The following is a 15,944-nucleotide window of genomic DNA, read 5'->3' as shown; positions in this document are numbered from 1 at the left end:
ACGACTTGCGAAAATCGCCCTATCCTTTGGGCCTCCCAGATCCGGTCCGACGCAGCTTGCCGGTGACACAAGCACCGCGTGGATCAGTCGTGAAGGTCCTTCAAAAGGCGTAGGCGACAGTTGTCGTCCGCACCGAAAGGCTGTGTGCGCAGCCGGCCTAAGGCTCCTTCCACAATCCAGGTCCAGGTGTGACAGTGCCGTTCACCGCGAATCTTTCTTGTCGAAAGCAGACGCCATGCTCTATTCCGACGAGACGACCGTCGATCCGGCGTTCAATCCCGTTCAGACCGGCGTCAATGCATCGTCCTCGGCGCCTGGATCGATCGAACCGCCGGCCGCCAGAAGCGCCGCGACGAGTGCGGCGGCGGAAGACCCGGCTTCTGCAAGCCAAGTCGCCGCGCTCCTCGGTGCGACGCCCGTCGGCTCGAGCGGCACGCCCGACGCGGCGGCCCCCGCCCAGACGATCCAGGATCTTACGATAAAGTCGGGCCCGTCCGCGGCGTCGAACGCGATCTTCTGCTGCGGCAGTTGCGGCTACGTGAACTGCCCGTCCCGGATCCTCGACCTGCCGGCCAGCACCATCCTGTCGACGAGCGGGCAGTTGCCCGGCTACGGCAGCAGCGCGCCGGTGGGCGCCGTCACCACCCTGCCCGGCGGGGCGGAGACCGCCACGACCGGCCCGAGCAAGTCCCAGATCGCCAAGCTGAGCGGACCGGTCACGAATGCGGTGGCCCCGTCGAAATCCGTCACCACCAACATCCTGGCCCCCAACTCGCTGACCGCCAGCGGCACCGCCACCGCCTCGGCGACCAACAAGATCGTCCTGGAGAACCAGAAGGTCGGCAACCCGGTCAGCGAGTGGGGCATCGACGGATCGGGCAGCGACAACATCGAGGGGTTCGCCACCGACATCAGCACGAATATCGGCAAGACGGTCAACTTCAAGATCAACACCGATTCGAACAACTACCGCATCGACATCTACCGGCTCGGCTATTACGGGGGTCTGGGGGCGCGCAAGATCGACACGATCCAGCGGACCGGGGTGCAGAACCAGCCGAATCCCTTGCGCGACGCGGCGACCGGCATGGTCGATGCCGGCAACTGGTCGATCTCGGCCTCGTGGACCGTGCCGACGGACGCGGTCTCGGGCGTCTACATCGCCAAGCTGACGCGCCAGGACGGCGTAGCCGGCGAGAACGAGATCCCGTTCATCGTCCGGGACGATTCGAGCCACAGCGACATCATCTTCCAGACTGCCGACCAGACCTGGCAGGCCTACAACCCTTGGGGCGGGGCCAACTTCTACGGCGGCAACGGCCCGGCCACCGGCCAGGGCGCGGGCCGCGCCTACGCGGTCAGCTACAACCGGCCGATCACCACCCGCGGCGGCGGCCTCGCCGCCGGTCCGCAGGACTACATCTACGGCGCCGAGTTCCCGGCGATCATGTGGCTGGAGCAGAACGGCTACGACGTCTCGTACATGTCGGGCGTCGATGCCGACCGCTACGGCAGCCTGCTCAAGAACCACAAGATGTACCTCGACGTCGGCCACGACGAGTACTGGTCGGGTCCGCAGCGCGACAACGTCGAGGCGGCGCGCGACGCCGGCGTCAACCTGGCGTTCTGGAGCGGCAACGAGGTCTACTGGCGCACGCGGTTTTCCAACAGCATCAGCAGCGACGCCACGCCGTACCGCACGCTGGTCTCCTACAAGGAGACCTGGGACGCCGACCAGAACGCCGACCCGAGCAACCAATGGACCGGCACCTGGCGCGATCCCCGCGGGCCGGCCGGGACGGTGGGCAACAACGATCCCGAGAATGCCCTCACGGGCACGATGTTCCAGGTCGACGCCTACGTGCTCGACACCATCACGGTGCCGTACGACGACGCCAACCAGCGCTTCTGGCGCAATACCAGCGTCGCCAACCTGCAGCCGGGCCAGACCGCCTCGCTCAACAAGAACTATCTCGGCTACGAGTGGGACGAGGCACCCGACAACGCCACCGCCCCGGCCGGGCTGGTGCGGCTGTCCTCGACCACGCTCGACGAGACGACCTATCTCCAGGATTACGGCAACACCACCGGCAAGGGCACGGCGACCCACAGCCTGACGCTCTACCGCGCGCCGAGCGGCGCCCTCGTCTTCGGCGCCGGCACCGTCTACTGGTCCTGGGGCCTGTCGGCCAACCACGACAACGAGGCGACGCCGACCGATCCACGGATCCAGCAGGCGATGGTCAACCTGCTCGCCGATATGGGCGTGCAGCCCGCGACCCTCGACCCGAACCTCAAGCCCGCCACCGCCTCGACCGACCACACCGCGCCAACCTCGACCGTCACCACGCCGACCGCCGGGTCCAGCGTGGCGGCCTTCACCCCGGTCACGATCACCGGCACCGCGACGGATGCCGGCGGCGGCGTGGTCGCGGGCGTCGAGGTCTCGACCGACAACGGCGCGACTTGGCGCGCCGCGAAGGGCGACGAGAACTGGAGCTACACCTTCGCGCCGCAGGTCGCCGGGACCTACCAGATCCGCACCCGGGCCACCGACGACAGCGTCAACATGGAGACGCCGTCGGCCGGGCGCAGCCTGACGGTGACGGCATCGCCCTCCCTCACCCTGTTCCCTGGTTCGGCCAAGCCCACGGTCACCAACACCGTCGACAGCTCGGCGGTCGAGCTGGGGGTGAGGTTCCAGAGCTCCAGCGCCGGCACGATCAGCGGCATCCGCTTCTACAAGAGCAGCCAGGACCGCGGGGTCCATGTCGGCACGCTGTGGTCGAGCACCGGGCAGAAGCTCGCCACCACGACCTTCACCAACGAGACCTCGGACGGCTGGCAGACCGCCACCTTCTCGAACCCGGTCGCCATCACCCCGGGCGCGACCTACACCGCGTCCTACTACTCGACGCTCGGGCATTACTCGAGCGACGTGAACTACTTCAACAACACCGTGACCAGCGGCCCGCTCTCCGCTGCGGGCGGCAGCAACGGCGTCTTCGCCTACGGCAGCACGAGCCAGTTCCCGACCCAGACCTTCAGCAACACCAATTTCTGGGTCGACGTGCTGTTCAACCCCGGCGGCACCACGACGAACCAGGCCCCGACCGCGGTCAGCGATACCGGCCTGGCGGTGACGAAAGATACCGCCACGACCATCGCGACCTCGGCCCTGCTCGTCAACGACACCGACCCGAACGGCGATCCGCTGACGGTCACGAACGTCAGCGGCGCAACCAACGGCACCGTCTCCCTCAACAGCCAAGCCGCCACCATCACCTTCACGCCAACGACCGGCTACACGGGCCCGGCCGGCTTCGCCTACACGATCTCGGACGGGCGCGGGGGTACGTCGTCGGCCAACGTGGCGCTGGCGGTGTCGGCGCCGGGCACCGCTCCGGTCAGCCTGTTCTCATCCTCGGCGACCCCGGCGGTCGCCAACGAGAGCGACGCCAGTTCGGTCGAGCTCGGGGTGAAGTTCCAGGCCTCGTCGGCCGGCACCGTCAGCGCGATCAAGTTCTACAAGGGCAGCCAGAATACCGGCACCCATACCGGCACGCTGTGGTCGAGCACCGGCCAGAAGCTCGCCACCGCGACCTTCACCAACGAAACCGCGAGCGGTTGGCAGACCGCCACCTTCTCGAGCCCGGTGACGCTGACGCCGGGCGCCACCTACACGGCGTCCTACCACACCAATACCGGGCATTACTCGACGACGGCGAACGGCTTCTCGAGCGCGGTGACGAACGGCCCACTGACCGCGCCGTCCTCCGGCAACGGCGTCTACGCCTATGGCAGCTCGAGTCTTTTCCCGACCAACACCTACCAGAACACCAATTACTGGGTCGACGTCGTCTTCAATCCCGGTTCCGCCGCCGCCAACCAGGCACCGACCGCGGTCAACGACACCGGCCCGGCGGTGACGCAGAACACCGCCGTCACCTTCGCGGCCTCGACCCTGCTCGCCAACGACACCGACCCGAACGGCGATCCGCTGACGGTCACGAACGTCAGCGGCGCGACCAACGGCACCATCTCCCTCAACAGCCAAGCCGCCACCATCACCTTCACGCCGACGACCGGCTATACGGGCCCGGCCGGCTTCGCCTACACGATCTCGGACGGGCGCGGGGGTACGTCGTCGGCCAACGTGGCGCTGACGGTGTCGGCGCCGGGCACCGCCCCGGTCAGCCTGTTCTCGTCCTCGGCGACCCCGGCGGCGACCAACACCAACGACACCAGCCCGGTCGAGCTCGGGGTGAAGTTCCAGAGCTCCAGCGCCGGCACGGTCAGCGCAATCAAGTTCTACAAGGGCACACAGGATACCGGCACCCATACCGGCACGCTGTGGTCAAGCAGCGGCCAGAAGCTCGCCACCGCCACTTTCACCAACGAGACCGCGAGCGGCTGGCAGACCGCCACCTTCTCGAGCCCGGTGACGCTGACGCCGGGCGCCACCTACACGGCGTCCTACCACACCAATGCCGGCCGCTACTCGACGACGGCGAACGGCTTCTCGAGCGCGGTGACGAACGGCCCGCTGACCGCGCCGTCCTCCGGCAACGGCGTCTACGCCTATGGCAATTCCAGCCTGTTCCCGACCAACACCTACCAGAACACCAATTACTGGGTCGACGTCGTCTTCAACCCGAACAGCAACGCCGCCAACCAGGCGCCGACCGCGGTCAACGACACCGGTCCGGCGGTGACCCGCAACACCGCCGTCACCTTCGCGACCTCGACGTTGCTCGCCAACGACACCGACCCGAACGGCGATCCGCTGACGGTGACGGGCGTGAACGGAGCGACGAACGGCACCGCCTCGCTCAACACCACCAATTCCACCATCACCTTCACGCCGACGACCGGCTACACGGGCCCGGCCGGCTTCACCTACGCGATCTCGGACGGGCGTGGGGGTACGTCGTCGGCGAGCGTGGCGCTGACGGTGCTCGCGCCCAGCACCGGCTCGGTCAGCCTGTTCTCCTCGTCGTCGACGCCGGCGGCGACCAACACCAACGACCTCAACCCGGTCGAGCTCGGGGTGCAGTTCCAGGCCTCCAGCGCCGGCTCGGTCAGCGCCGTCAAGTTCTACAAGGGCACGCAGGATACCGGCACCCATACCGGCACGCTGTGGTCGAGCACCGGGCAGAAGCTCGCCACCGCGACCTTCACCAACGAGACCGCGAGCGGCTGGCAGACCGCCACCTTCTCGAACCCGGTCTCGCTCACCCCGGGCGCCACCTACACGGCGTCCTACCACACCAATGCCGGGCGCTACTCGCAGACCGCCAACGGCTTCGCCAACGCGGTGACGAGCGGTCCGCTGACCGCGCCGTCGGCCGGGAACGGCGTCTACGCCTATGGCAGTTCCAGCCTGTTCCCGACCAACACCTACAACAAGACGAATTACTGGGTCGACGTCGTCTTCAACCCGTCGGCGGCGGCTTGAGCGTCGGAGCCCGGAATGACGCGGTGGATGCCACCTCCGCCGAGGCTGTCACGATACGTTTCTTCACCGGAGAAAATCCTATGATCACCGAAACCTACACGGACGGCATCAGCGAGATCACCGTGACCGGCTCGATCGTCCGGGTCGACCTGATGAGCCTGTCGCCGTCCGAGCGTGACGCCAACGGCAACCCGGTGCCGGTGGTCCGCCAGCGCCTGATCCTGCCGGCCGACGCCTTCGCCAACGCCGCCGACCTGATGCAGCAGGTCAAGAACAGCCTGATCGAATCCGGCGTCATCCATCCGGGTCAGGCCGTGCAGGGCCTCGCGCCGAGGGACGCCGTGCCCTTCGCCGGGGGGCGCCCGGGGCGCAACACCTCGCCGAACTTCTCCTGATCTCCTGACCTCCAAGACACTCGGGCGCCGCCGTGGATACCGGACTGCACTGCCTCGTCGCCGTCGCGCGCCACCACGGCGTCGACCTCGATGCCGAGCGCCTCGCCCACGCCTACGCGGTGGGGGACGAGGCGGTCTCGGCCCCGCGCCTGACCCGGATGGCGCGGGAGGTCGGCCTCCGGGCCGGCCGCACCCGCCTGTCCTTCGAGAGCCTCACCGATCTCGGCGGCGCCTTCCCGGCGCTCGCCCACCTGAGGAACGGCAACTGGGTCGTCATCACCGGCACCGACCGGAATGCCGAGACCCCGCGGCTGATCGTGTTCGACCCGAAGGCCGCCCGGCACGAGCCGTTCCTCCTCGACGAGCCCGCCTTCTGCGCCGCCTGGGGCGGCGCGGTGATGCTGATGCGCCCCAAGGCCCGCCGGCGCACCCCCGACGGCCGCCGGCCGTTCGGGCTCCTGTGGTTCGTCCCCGAGATCCTGCGCCAGCGCCGGCTCTTCTCCGACGTAATCGTGGCGGCGCTCGCGCTCTACGCCGTCGGCCTCGCGGTGCCGCTGTTCTCGCAGCTCGTCATCGACCGGGTGCTGACCCACGAATCCTACGCCACCCTCACGGTGCTCGCCGGCGGCGTGGTGCTGGCCCTGGTCTTCGAGGCCTGCTTCACGTTCTTACGGCGCTACCTGCTGCTCTACGCCTCGAACCGCATCGACATCCGCGTCGCGGTGAAGACCTTCGCGCATCTCCTCGGCCTGCCGCTCGCCCATTTCGAGCAGGTGCCGGCGGGCATCCTGGTCAAGCACATGCAGCAGGCCTCGCGGGTGCGCGAGTTCCTGACCGGGCGGCTCCTCACGACGGCGCTCGACGCCTGCTCGCTCCTCGTCTTCGTGCCGGTGCTGCTGCTCTACAGCCCGAAGCTGACACTGGTGGTGCTCGCCTTCACGGGCCTCGTCGCGCTCACCATCCTGGCCCTGATCGGGCCGTTCCGGCGCCGGCTCCAGGCGCTCTACGACGCGGAAGGCGAGCGCCAGGCGCTGCTCGTCGAATCGGTCCAGGGCATGCGCACCATCAAGTCCCTGGCGATGGAGCCGCTGCAGGGCCGCCAGTGGGAGGATTCCTCGGCGCAGGCCGTGCAGATGCGCTACGGCGTCGAGCGGATCTCGGCCATCGCGCAGGCCGTGACGGGGCTTCTGGAAAAGCTCACCTCCGTGGCGATCATCGGGCTCGGCGCGCTCGACGTGTTCGACCGCTCGATGACGGTCGGCGCGCTCGTCGCCTTCAACATGCTGGCCGGCCGCGTCTCGGGCCCGCTCGTCCAGATGCTCACCATGGCGCACGAGTACCAGGAAGTGGCGCTCTCGGTGCGGATGCTCGGCGAGGTGATGAATCGGGCACCGGAAGCGGAAGGACCGAGCCGCGGCCTGTGCCCGCCGGTACGCGGCGAGATCACCTTCGAGGACGTGCGCTTCGCCTATGGGCCGGACCGGCCGCCCGCCCTCGATTCGGTGTCGTTCACGCTCGAGGCCGGCAGCATCGTCGGCGTCGTCGGCCGCAGCGGCTCGGGCAAGACCACGATCACCCGGCTGATCCAGCGCCTCTATCCCGTCCAGCAGGGGCTGGTGCGCCTCGACGGGCACGACATACGCGAGATCGACCTCGCGCACCTGCGCCGCCAAGTCGGCGTGGTGCTCCAGGACAGCTTCCTGTTCCGCGGCACGGTGCGGGAGAACATCGCGGCGGCCAAGCCCTCTGCGAGCTTCGAGGAGATCGCCGAGGCCGCCCGCGCCGCCGGCGCCGACGAGTTCATCGAGCGCCTGCCGCGGGGCTTCGAGACGATGCTGGAGGAGAACGCCTCGAATCTCTCGGGCGGCCAGCGCCAGCGCCTCGCCATCGCCCGGGCCCTCGTCACCGATCCGCGGCTGCTGATCCTCGACGAGGCGACGAGCGCGCTCGATCCCGACAGCGAGGCGATCATCCGGCGCAACCTGCGCCGGATCGCCCGGGGCCGCACGGTGCTGATCGTCTCGCACCGCCTCGCCACCCTGGTCGACGCGAACGCGATCCTGGTGATCGACGGCGGCCGCCTCGTAGCGACCGGGCGCCACGACCAGCTGCTGACCTCCTGCACGACCTACCGCCACCTGTGGAACCAGCAGACGAGGCAGGCCGCATGAGCGCCCCCAGGTCCCAGGACAATCCCGACGAGACGGCCCGGCCCACCCTCGCCTCCGTGCCGGCGTCGGAGCCGGCCACCAAGCCGGCCCCCGAGAAGGCCCCTCCCCGCGGCGAGGTCGTGATCCTGCCCGGCCGGCGCCGGCCGGCGGTGGTCTCGGACTTCCAGCCCGACGCGCTGGCGGTGGAGGAGCGGGCCCCGCCGCGGGTCGCCCGGGCGACGCTCTACACCGTGGCGGCGCTCCTCGCGACCGGCGTCGCCTGGTCGTGCCTGTCGGAGATCGACGAGATCGCCAGCAGCCGGGGCCGGCTCGTCACGACGGTGCCGAACATCGTCGTCCAGCCCCTGGAGACGGCGGCGATCCGCTCGATCGCGGTCGCGGTCGGCCAGTCGGTCAAGGCGGGCGAGACGCTCGCGGTGCTCGACCCGACCTTCAGCGAGGCCGACGTGCAGCAGCTCACCGCCCGGCTCGCGGCGGCGGAGGCCCTGGTGCGGCGGCTCGAGGCCGAGGACGCGGACCGGGACGCCGCCTTCGACGTGACCCGTCCGGAGCAGGCGCTGGAAGCCCGCCTCGCCCGCCAGCGCAAGGCTCTGCGCGAGAGCCGCCTGCGCGGACTCGACGAGGAGCTGGCCCGGGCCGAATCGAGCCTCGCCCGCAACCGCCGCGAGGAGACGGTGCTGCTCGCCCGCCTCGACGGCCTGCGCGAGATCGAGGGGATGCGCACCACGCTCCTGGAGCAGCAGATCGGGTCGAAGCTCAACCTGCTCCAGACCCGCGACGCCCGCCTCGACGTCGAGGCGTCCCTGGTGCGCACCCGCGGCGCGCAGGTGGAGGCGCGCCACGACCTCGCCAAGGCCACGGCGCAGCGCCAGGCCTTCCTCGACGAGACCGGCCGCACCGTGCTCGAAGCGCTGGCGGAAGCCCGCGAGAAGCGCACGGTCGCGGCGGAGGAGCTGCGCAAGGCGACCCTGCGCCGCCAGCTCGTGACGCTGACGGCCCCCGCCGACGGCGTCGTGCTCGACATCGCCCAGCGCGGCGCCGGCTCGGTGGCCAAGCAGGCCGAGCCGCTCTTCACCCTGGTGCCGGCGGGCAGCCCGCTCGAGGCCGAGGTGATGATCCATCCCCGCGACATCGGCCACGTCGCGGCGGGTCAGACGGCGCGGGTGAAGCTCGACGCCTTCCCGTTCCAGAAGCACGGCACGGTCTCGGGCCATGTCCGTACGGTGAGCCGCGACGCCTTCCCGTCCGACACGGAAGGCCGCGGCAATCCCGGACCGGGCCAGCCCCAGGCCCTGTTCTACCGCGCCCGCATCAGCCTCGACGACACGGCCTTGCGCGCCCTCCCCCAAGGGGCCGGCCTGATCCCCGGCATGGCGGTGCAGGGCGAGGTCCGGGTCGGCCAGAAGCGGGTGATCGCGTATTTCCTGTACCCGCTGATGCAGGTGGCGGATGAGGGGATCCGGGAGCCGTGAGAGGAGAGAGCATGTGACGCCCTGCCGGAGACGGCTTGGCTGCCTGACATGACATCCTGCCGTCATTCCTGGGCCGCACAGCGGAGCCCAGGAATGATTCAGGAGGGCTTCGATGCTGTCGAAGCCAATCGCGTAGAAATTTGTATCCGCAACCCGCTCAACGTCCTTCCCGAGGCTCGCCACTTGGCGAGAGCCCGGTATGGACGTGAATGGGTCGAGGGACTTGGCGTGGGCCGCTTGGCACGGGCCCTATGGCCCCTCATCGCCCCACCCGCACCACCCGCGCCCGCAGCAGCATCACCGCCGGCCGGATCGTCTCCCGCACATGGCCGGCGACCGGATGGTCGAGGAGCAGCATGGCGACGAGCCAGGCGCCGGCGCCGCCGAAGCCGGCGAGCACGCCCTGCGGGATGGTCAGCGCGAAGCCCCGGCCGGACAGGGCGATGACGGCGAGCGGCGGCAGGGCCGTCGCAATGGTGACGAGGGCGCTGATCCGCAGCGCACCGGCGAGATCGGCGAGGCTGAACGGCACCCGGCGGCGGATGAAGTAGAGGGCGATCCCGACCTGGAGCGGGACGGTGACGAACTGGCTCGCCGCCACGGCGAGCGGCCCGCCGGAGGCCGCCGCGGCGATGATGGCGGCGCTCGGGGGCAGGCCGATCAGGCTCGCCGTCAGTGTGTCGCGCAAGCCCCCGCTCGCGAGCAGGACGGGATAGGTGAGCATCGCCGGAAAGGTCAGCATCGAGGCGAGCGACAGGACCTGGACGATCGGCACGCTGGCGAGCCATTGCGAACCGAGCAGCACCAGCACCACCGGCTGGGCGATGAGCGCGAGCAGCAGGGCCACCGGCCAGAGCACCGCCGTGATGTTGCCGATGGAGGCGAGGTAGGTCGGCGCCAGCGCCCGCCCGTCGCGCCGGTCGGCGGCGAACATCGGCAGGATCACCGCGCCGAGGCTGCCGAGGATCATCTTGTCGGGGAGCTGGCTCACCACCTGCGCCCGGCCGTAGAGGCCCACGAGGTCGGGCCCGCCGGCGCGGCCGAGAAGGAAGATCGGCAGGAGGTCGTAGGCGCGGTTGAGGAGCGTCGTCACGCTGGAGCAGCCACCGATCGCCAGCGCCGTGCGCCAGCCCTGGAGGCAGGGACGATAGACCCCCGGCTCCGGCCGGCCGGCCAGGCTCAGGACCACCGTGGCGGCGGCGCTCGCCACCGTGGCCCAGGCGAAGCTCATCGCCCCGAAGCCGAGGAGCGCCAGGGCGATCAGCACCAGAGCGTAGGTCAGGCAGGTGCCGACATTGACCCACATCAGGGCGGCGAACTGGAAGTCGCGGCGCATCAGCGCCATCAGGGGCCCCGAGAACGGCACCAGCAGGAAGCTCGCGGCGAGCACCCGCAGGTAGGATTCGAGCAGGGGCTGGCCGTAAGCTTGAGCCCACAGGCCGGCCGAGGCGAACAGCACCACCGCGAAGAAGAGCGACAGGGCGAGGAGCACCGTGAAGGCGGTGCGGGCGCTCTGCTGCGAGGTCGTCGGCTCGTGGATGATGTAGTTGGTGGTGCCGAAATCGCGCAGGCCGTCGATGACCTGCACCAGCGCGACCCCGAGCATCGACAGGCCGACCTCCTCCGGGGTGAGCAGGCGCGAGACCAGGGCGGTCTGGCACAGGGTGATCGAGAGGACGAGGTAGCGCTCGCCCGAGACGAGCAGGACGGCGCGCTTGACGAGGCTCATCAAGATTCCCTTGAGTTGGGCGTGGTGGGCGCGGGTGGTTCAGGGTGAGCCGGCGAGCGCCCCGGGCGCCGGCCAGGCCCGGCCGGCGCGCCAGATGCGGGCGAGCGCCGCGAGGTAGCGCGCCGGATCGAGGCCCGGAACGCAGTCCCGCATCAGCACGACCCGCGCCTCGGCCGGGCGGCCGAGATCGGCGAGCCGGCGGGCATGGTCGAGCATCAGCCGGTTGCGGCAGCGCCGGGCGGAGGGTGCGAGCTCGGCCGGCACCGCGCCCTTGTCGAGCAGCCGCGCGAGGGTGGCGGCGAGCAGCGGCGGCGGTGGTACGCGCCGCGACGCGACGGCCGGCCCCAGCACCGCCGTCGGCCGGGCGACGTAGCGGAACGGCCCCTGCAGGGCGAGGCGGCCCCACAGATCGAGCTCCGGCCCGCCGCCGCAGCGACAGGGAAACAGCCCGGCATCGATCGCCGCCGCCCGCTCGATCAGCGCGGCGCTCGCCCGCAACGGGGCGGCGCCGATCCGGAGCGCGAAGTCGAACGGGTCGGAGACGCGCCCCGACGGCACGCTCATCGGCAGCAAGGGCCGGCCGCCCTCCCCCAGGACCGGGTTGCCGAACACCGCGACGGCGTCGCCGAAGCGGGTCGCGGCGACGAGCTCGGCGAGATGGTCCTCCCGCCACGCATCGCCCGGATCGAGGAACGCCACCCACTCGGCCCGGGCGGCGGTCACGCCGCGGTTGCGGGCGGCACCGCGCCCGGATTCTCCGTCGCGCAGGGCCCGCACCCGCGGGTCGGCGGCGAGGGCCGCGACGTCGCCCGCCCCTTCCCCGACCGCCAGGACCTCGTAATCGCCGAACGTCTGGGCGCGGATGGAGTCCAGCGCCGGCTCGGCGGAACAACCCGCCCGGAGCGGGAGAACGACCGAGACGCGAGGCCCGCGCATCATGGCGCTCACGCTCCCATCCGCAGGGTGCGGGCGGGATTGCCCACCACGGTGGCACCGGCCGGTACGTCGCGCAGGACGACGGCGCCAAGGCCGATCAGCGCCCGATCGCCGATCGCGACGCGCTGGCGCAGGGCGCTGCCCGCTCCGACATAGCAGGTCCGCCCGAGCCGGACGAAGCCGCTGACGATGCAGCCCGGCGCGAGCACCGCCCCGTCCTCGATCACCGTGTCGTGCCCGACGATCGTGCCGGGCCCAATGGCGACGTGGAGGCCCACCACGACGTTGCCGGCGACGCTGGCGCCGGCATGGACGCAGGTGCCCGGGCCGAGGACGGCCCGGGACGAGACCGCCGCACCGGCATGGACCAGCGTGGCGAAGCGCTCGGAGTCGAGCCCGGTCCGGGCGACGATCGCCAGCCGCTCGCGGTGGCTGGCCTCGCTGCCGATGGCGTTGACGAAGCCTGTCTCGGGATCCTCGGCGAACAGCCGCGCCTCGCCGAGGCGGCCGAGCACCGGCAGCCCGGCGACGGTGTCGCCTGCCGGCCGGGCGTCGTCGAGGAACCCGGCCACCCGCCAGGGACCGGACCGACTCTCGACGAGATCCAGGATGTCGAGGGCGTTGCCGCCGGTGCCGAGGATGATCAGGGGACGCTGCATGGCTTTGCCGAAGCTGGGCCGGGTCGTGCCACGGCTCCGATCAGGCTAGCCGGCCCGGTCCGCAAGGTAAGCGTCGCAATCGTCGGCGCCGGGACCTCCGAAAGGCGTAACCCGCCCGCATTTCTGGGCAGGGATGCCGCCGAATTCAACCGCTCCCGCGCCGCGGGGCAGCCCCTAGGCTGTTCGTCAATGATCGCGCGGCGCGGGAACGCCATTCGTGCGCGCGACGGTACTCGGGAGCGTTGCCGTCCATGACAACCGGCCCCATGAAAACCGGATCGATGACAACCGGATCAATGACAGTCGCCTACCTGGTCAACACCGCCCCGGTGACGAGCTCGACCTTCATCCGGCGCGAGATGGCGGCGCTGGAGGCGCAGGGCGTGACGGTGCGGCGCTTCGCGCTGCGGCGCTGGCACCAGCCCCTCGTCGATCCCGGCGACGTCGCCGACCAGGCGCGCACCCATTACATCCTCAGCGGCAACCTGCGCGGGCTCGCCCTCGCCGCCTTGCGACAGGCGGTCATCGGACCGGCCGCCTTCGCCAGGGGTGCCTGGCTCGCCGCGCGGCTCGGCCGCTCGGCCGGCGGGGCGGTGCGGCACGCGGCCTATTTCCTCGAGGCGGTGTACTTCCTGCGTGCCTTGCGCCGGGAGGGGATCGCCCACACCCACGTGCATTTCTCGTCGAATGCCGCCGCCGTGGCGCTCATCGCCCGGACCATGGGCGGGCCGAGCTACAGCTTCACCGCCCACGGGCCGGACGAGTTCCTGACCGCCGCCGAGGACGGCCTCGCCCTGAAACTCTCCGGCGCCGCCTTCGCGGTGGCGATCTCGGATTTCTGCCGCGGGCAGCTCCTGCGCTTCGGCGGGGCCCAGCACCGCGACCGCATCGCGGTGGCGCGTTGCGGCCTCGACCTCGAGGACTTCGTGCCCTCGGAGCGGCCAGCGGGGGAGAGCCGGACGCTGATCTGCGTCGGCCGGCTCTGCCCGCAGAAGGGGCAAGTCTATCTGCCGGCGGCGGTGGCGGCGTTGCGCGCGACCGAGGCGCCGTTCCGCCTGGTGCTGATCGGCGACGGCGAGAGCCGCCCGGCGATCGAGGCCGAGATCGCCCGCCACGGCGTCGGCGACCTGATCGAGTTGCGCGGCTGGCGCAGCAGCGCCGAGGTGCGCACGGCCATCGCCGAGTCCCGCGCCCTCGTGCTGCCGAGCTTCGCCGAGGGCCTGCCGATCGTGCTCCTCGAGGCGCTGGCCCTGGAGCGGCCGGTGGTGACCACGACGGTGGCGGGGATCCCGGAACTGGTCGACGACCGATGCGGCCGCATCGTGCCCCCGGGCGATGCTGCTGCCCTGACCGGCGCCTTGCGCGACATCCTGCGGGCCGACGACGCGACGCTCGCCGCGATGGGCCGGGTGGGCCGCGCCCGCGTCGCCCGACACCACGACCTCACGACGCTGGCCACCACCCTGCGGGGGTTGTTCGCGGCGGCGATCGCCCGGGAGGGGAAGGCGGAGGTGCGGATGAAGCGGGCGGTGATGGGGCGGGAGGCGGCGGAGATGGAGTCGTGAGGTTGCAGCCGGAGCGGCTTGCCCCGGATGACTGCCTCGCAAAACGTATCCCACCCGCCACCTCAGGATGAGGTGGCGGGTGGGACCGGATGGTCTCTCATCGCACCCCCGACGCCTCTTCCGACAGCACCGGCACCGGCCTGACCGCGAAGGTCCATGCCCGGTGGCCGAGGAAGTTCCAGAACACCACCACCCCGGTCGCCAGCACCTGGGCGGGAAGGTAGGGCAGGCCGAAGCCGCGGGTGAGCCCCGCCATGATCAGCCAGGTCAGCCCGAAGCCGATCGCCGCCACGATGCCGAAGCGCCAGGTCGCCTCGGCGTGGGGCCGCGCGCTCGCATAGGTCAGGCGGCGGTTGAGCCCGTAGGAGACCACGGCGCCGGCGAGGTAGCCGGCGAGCGCCGCCCGTACCGGGTCGGCGCGGCCGGCCTCGACCAGGGCGGCGAGCACGCCGTAATGGACGGCGAGCGCCGCGAGGCTCACCCCGACGTAAGCGAGGAATTGCCGCGCGAGGGACGCCAGCGCAGCGGCCTTCCGCGGCTTCGATCTCGGTTCGGTCACCACGACGCAACTCGACCATGTCACGGATCATCGAGGCGGCCGATGCCGCCCCGCTTCCTGTCTAGCGCTTGGCACTGAACCGAAGATGACCCGAAAGCGGCGACGTCCATTCATCCTTGCAGGCGAGCCGCCACCTTTCGGCTGAGCCAGCGCGGCATCAGCCGGGCGCCGATCACCGCCGCCCGGTTGGCGGCGCCCGGGATCACTACCGCCCGTCCGGCGAGGTGGCCGGCGATGGCGGCCTCGGCCACCGCCTCCGGCGCCATGACGTTGCCGGTGAAGCGCTTGGTGCCGCCGACATCGGCGCGCTTCGAGAATTCCGTCGCGGTGGCGCCGGGACAGACGGCCGTGACGGTCACGCCGTGCGGCCGCGCCTCCTCGTAGAGCGCTTCCGACAGCGACAGGAGGTAGGCCTTGCTGGCATAGTAGGCCGCCATGCTGGGGCCCGGCAGGTAGGCGACCACCGAGGCGACGTTGAGGATGCCGCCGCTCCGCCGCGCGATCAGGCCGGGCAGGACCAGGCGGCTGAGAACCGTCGGCGCGGTCACGTTCACCGCCACCATCTCGGCCTGGTCGCGGGCCGGCAGGGCAGCGAGGCGGCCGCGCAGGCCGAAGCCGGCATTGTTGACCAGCGTGTGCAGGACGATGCCATGGGCCTCGATCGCGCCAACGAGCCCCTCGGCGGCGCCCGGAGCCGCGAGGTCGGCCGGGATCACGATCGTCCGCACCGGCAGCTCCGCGGCCAGGGCCTCCAGGCGCTCGACCCGCCGGGCGCTCAGCACCAGCGGTCGGCCTCGCGCAGCGAAGGCCCGGGCGATCTCGACGCCGATTCCGCTCGACGCGCCGGTGACCAGCGTCCAGCGCGCATCTCCCCCAGTGTTCACGTCGTCGGCCACACCCTTCCCCTGATCTGCACGCCTATGCTAAGGGCGCCCAACGCAATCCCCGCCGCTTCCGCACGTTCCGCTCCCGCCTCGAAGCCCTCCCGGGCCGTTGACGC

10 protein-coding genes are annotated in these 15,944 nt (G+C 70.9%); 5 read left to right on the top strand and 5 right to left on the bottom strand.

The genetic code is table 11. The features are described 5' to 3' along the window. Positions 1–235: 235 nt before the first annotated feature. From MFF64_RS20610 to MFF64_RS20595, 4 genes are all read left to right on the top strand, one after another. Positions 236–5,458, top strand: a complete 5,223-nt coding sequence (locus MFF64_RS20610; protein WP_238192268.1) for a DUF4082 domain-containing protein — start codon at positions 236–238, stop codon at positions 5,456–5,458. Positions 5,459–5,538: 80 nt separating this feature from the next. Next, the gene (locus MFF64_RS20605) at positions 5,539–5,853 is read left to right on the top strand and encodes a hypothetical protein (RefSeq protein ID WP_099900618.1); all 315 of its coding nucleotides are present in this window, start codon (positions 5,539–5,541) and stop codon (positions 5,851–5,853) included. Between the two features lie 32 nt (positions 5,854–5,885). Next, the gene (locus tag MFF64_RS20600) at positions 5,886–8,024 is read left to right on the top strand and encodes a peptidase domain-containing ABC transporter (RefSeq protein WP_238192267.1); all 2,139 of its coding nucleotides are present in this window, start codon (positions 5,886–5,888) and stop codon (positions 8,022–8,024) included. Beyond that, on the top strand, positions 8,021–9,496 hold the full coding sequence (locus MFF64_RS20595) for an HlyD family type I secretion periplasmic adaptor subunit (RefSeq protein WP_238192265.1): 1,476 nt from the start codon (positions 8,021–8,023) through the stop codon (positions 9,494–9,496). The genes MFF64_RS20600 and MFF64_RS20595 overlap by 4 nt, the downstream gene beginning before the upstream one ends. Before the next feature lie 259 nt (positions 9,497–9,755). Here the strand turns inward: MFF64_RS20595 and MFF64_RS20590 are convergent, their stop codons facing one another. From MFF64_RS20590 to MFF64_RS20580, 3 genes are read right to left on the bottom strand one after another with little or no spacing between them, the layout of a single operon-like run. Further along, a complete protein-coding gene (locus tag MFF64_RS20590) occupies positions 9,756–11,225 on the bottom strand; it encodes an oligosaccharide flippase family protein (RefSeq protein WP_238192263.1) in 1,470 nt (489 codons plus the stop codon). Positions 11,226–11,264: 39 nt separating this feature from the next. After that, a complete protein-coding gene (locus MFF64_RS20585; RefSeq protein WP_099899171.1) occupies positions 11,265–12,164 on the bottom strand; it encodes a glycosyltransferase family 2 protein in 900 nt (299 codons plus the stop codon). Positions 12,165–12,169: 5 nt separating this feature from the next. Then, complete coding sequence (locus MFF64_RS20580) at positions 12,170–12,820, bottom strand: acetyltransferase (protein ID WP_099899173.1); 651 nt, start codon at positions 12,818–12,820, stop codon at positions 12,170–12,172. Positions 12,821–13,116: 296 nt separating this feature from the next. On the opposite strand from MFF64_RS20580, the gene MFF64_RS20575 reads away from it, so the two are divergent. Continuing rightward, positions 13,117–14,385, top strand: coding sequence for a glycosyltransferase family 4 protein (locus tag MFF64_RS20575; protein WP_238192261.1), 1,269 nt, complete (start codon positions 13,117–13,119; stop codon positions 14,383–14,385). 97 nt (positions 14,386–14,482) lie between these two features. Here MFF64_RS20575 and MFF64_RS20570 read toward each other — a convergent pair whose 3' ends face one another. Together MFF64_RS20570 and MFF64_RS20565 are read right to left on the bottom strand one after the other, a co-directional pair. Further along, complete coding sequence (locus tag MFF64_RS20570) at positions 14,483–14,944, bottom strand: GtrA family protein (RefSeq protein ID WP_238192259.1); 462 nt, start codon at positions 14,942–14,944, stop codon at positions 14,483–14,485. A gap of 110 nt (positions 14,945–15,054) precedes the next feature. Further along, complete coding sequence (locus tag MFF64_RS20565; protein WP_238192257.1) at positions 15,055–15,840, bottom strand: SDR family NAD(P)-dependent oxidoreductase; 786 nt, start codon at positions 15,838–15,840, stop codon at positions 15,055–15,057. Positions 15,841–15,944: the final 104 nt, after the last annotated feature.

The sequence above is a fragment of the Methylobacterium frigidaeris genome (assembly GCF_022179185.1).
Taxonomy (GTDB): Bacteria; Pseudomonadota; Alphaproteobacteria; order Rhizobiales; family Beijerinckiaceae; genus Methylobacterium; species Methylobacterium frigidaeris.
The sequence above is the reverse complement of the archived record's forward strand: the minus strand, read 5'-3'. Positions and strand labels throughout refer to the sequence as shown.

Excerpts from the sequence above, each read along its gene's own strand:
- MFF64_RS20590 (WP_238192263.1), bottom strand. The coding sequence starts at position 11,225 with ATGAGCCTCGTCAAGCGCGCCGTCCTGCTCGTCTCGGGCGAGCGCTAC.
- MFF64_RS20585 (WP_099899171.1), bottom strand. The coding sequence starts at position 12,164 with ATGATGCGCGGGCCTCGCGTCTCGGTCGTTCTCCCGCTCCGGGCGGGT.
- MFF64_RS20575 (WP_238192261.1), top strand. The coding sequence starts at position 13,117 with ATGACAGTCGCCTACCTGGTCAACACCGCCCCGGTGACGAGCTCGACC.
- MFF64_RS20610 (WP_238192268.1), top strand. The coding sequence starts at position 236 with ATGCTCTATTCCGACGAGACGACCGTCGATCCGGCGTTCAATCCCGTT.
- MFF64_RS20595 (WP_238192265.1), top strand. The coding sequence starts at position 8,021 with ATGAGCGCCCCCAGGTCCCAGGACAATCCCGACGAGACGGCCCGGCCC.
- MFF64_RS20580 (WP_099899173.1), bottom strand. The coding sequence starts at position 12,820 with ATGCAGCGTCCCCTGATCATCCTCGGCACCGGCGGCAACGCCCTCGAC.
- MFF64_RS20605 (WP_099900618.1), top strand. The coding sequence starts at position 5,539 with ATGATCACCGAAACCTACACGGACGGCATCAGCGAGATCACCGTGACC.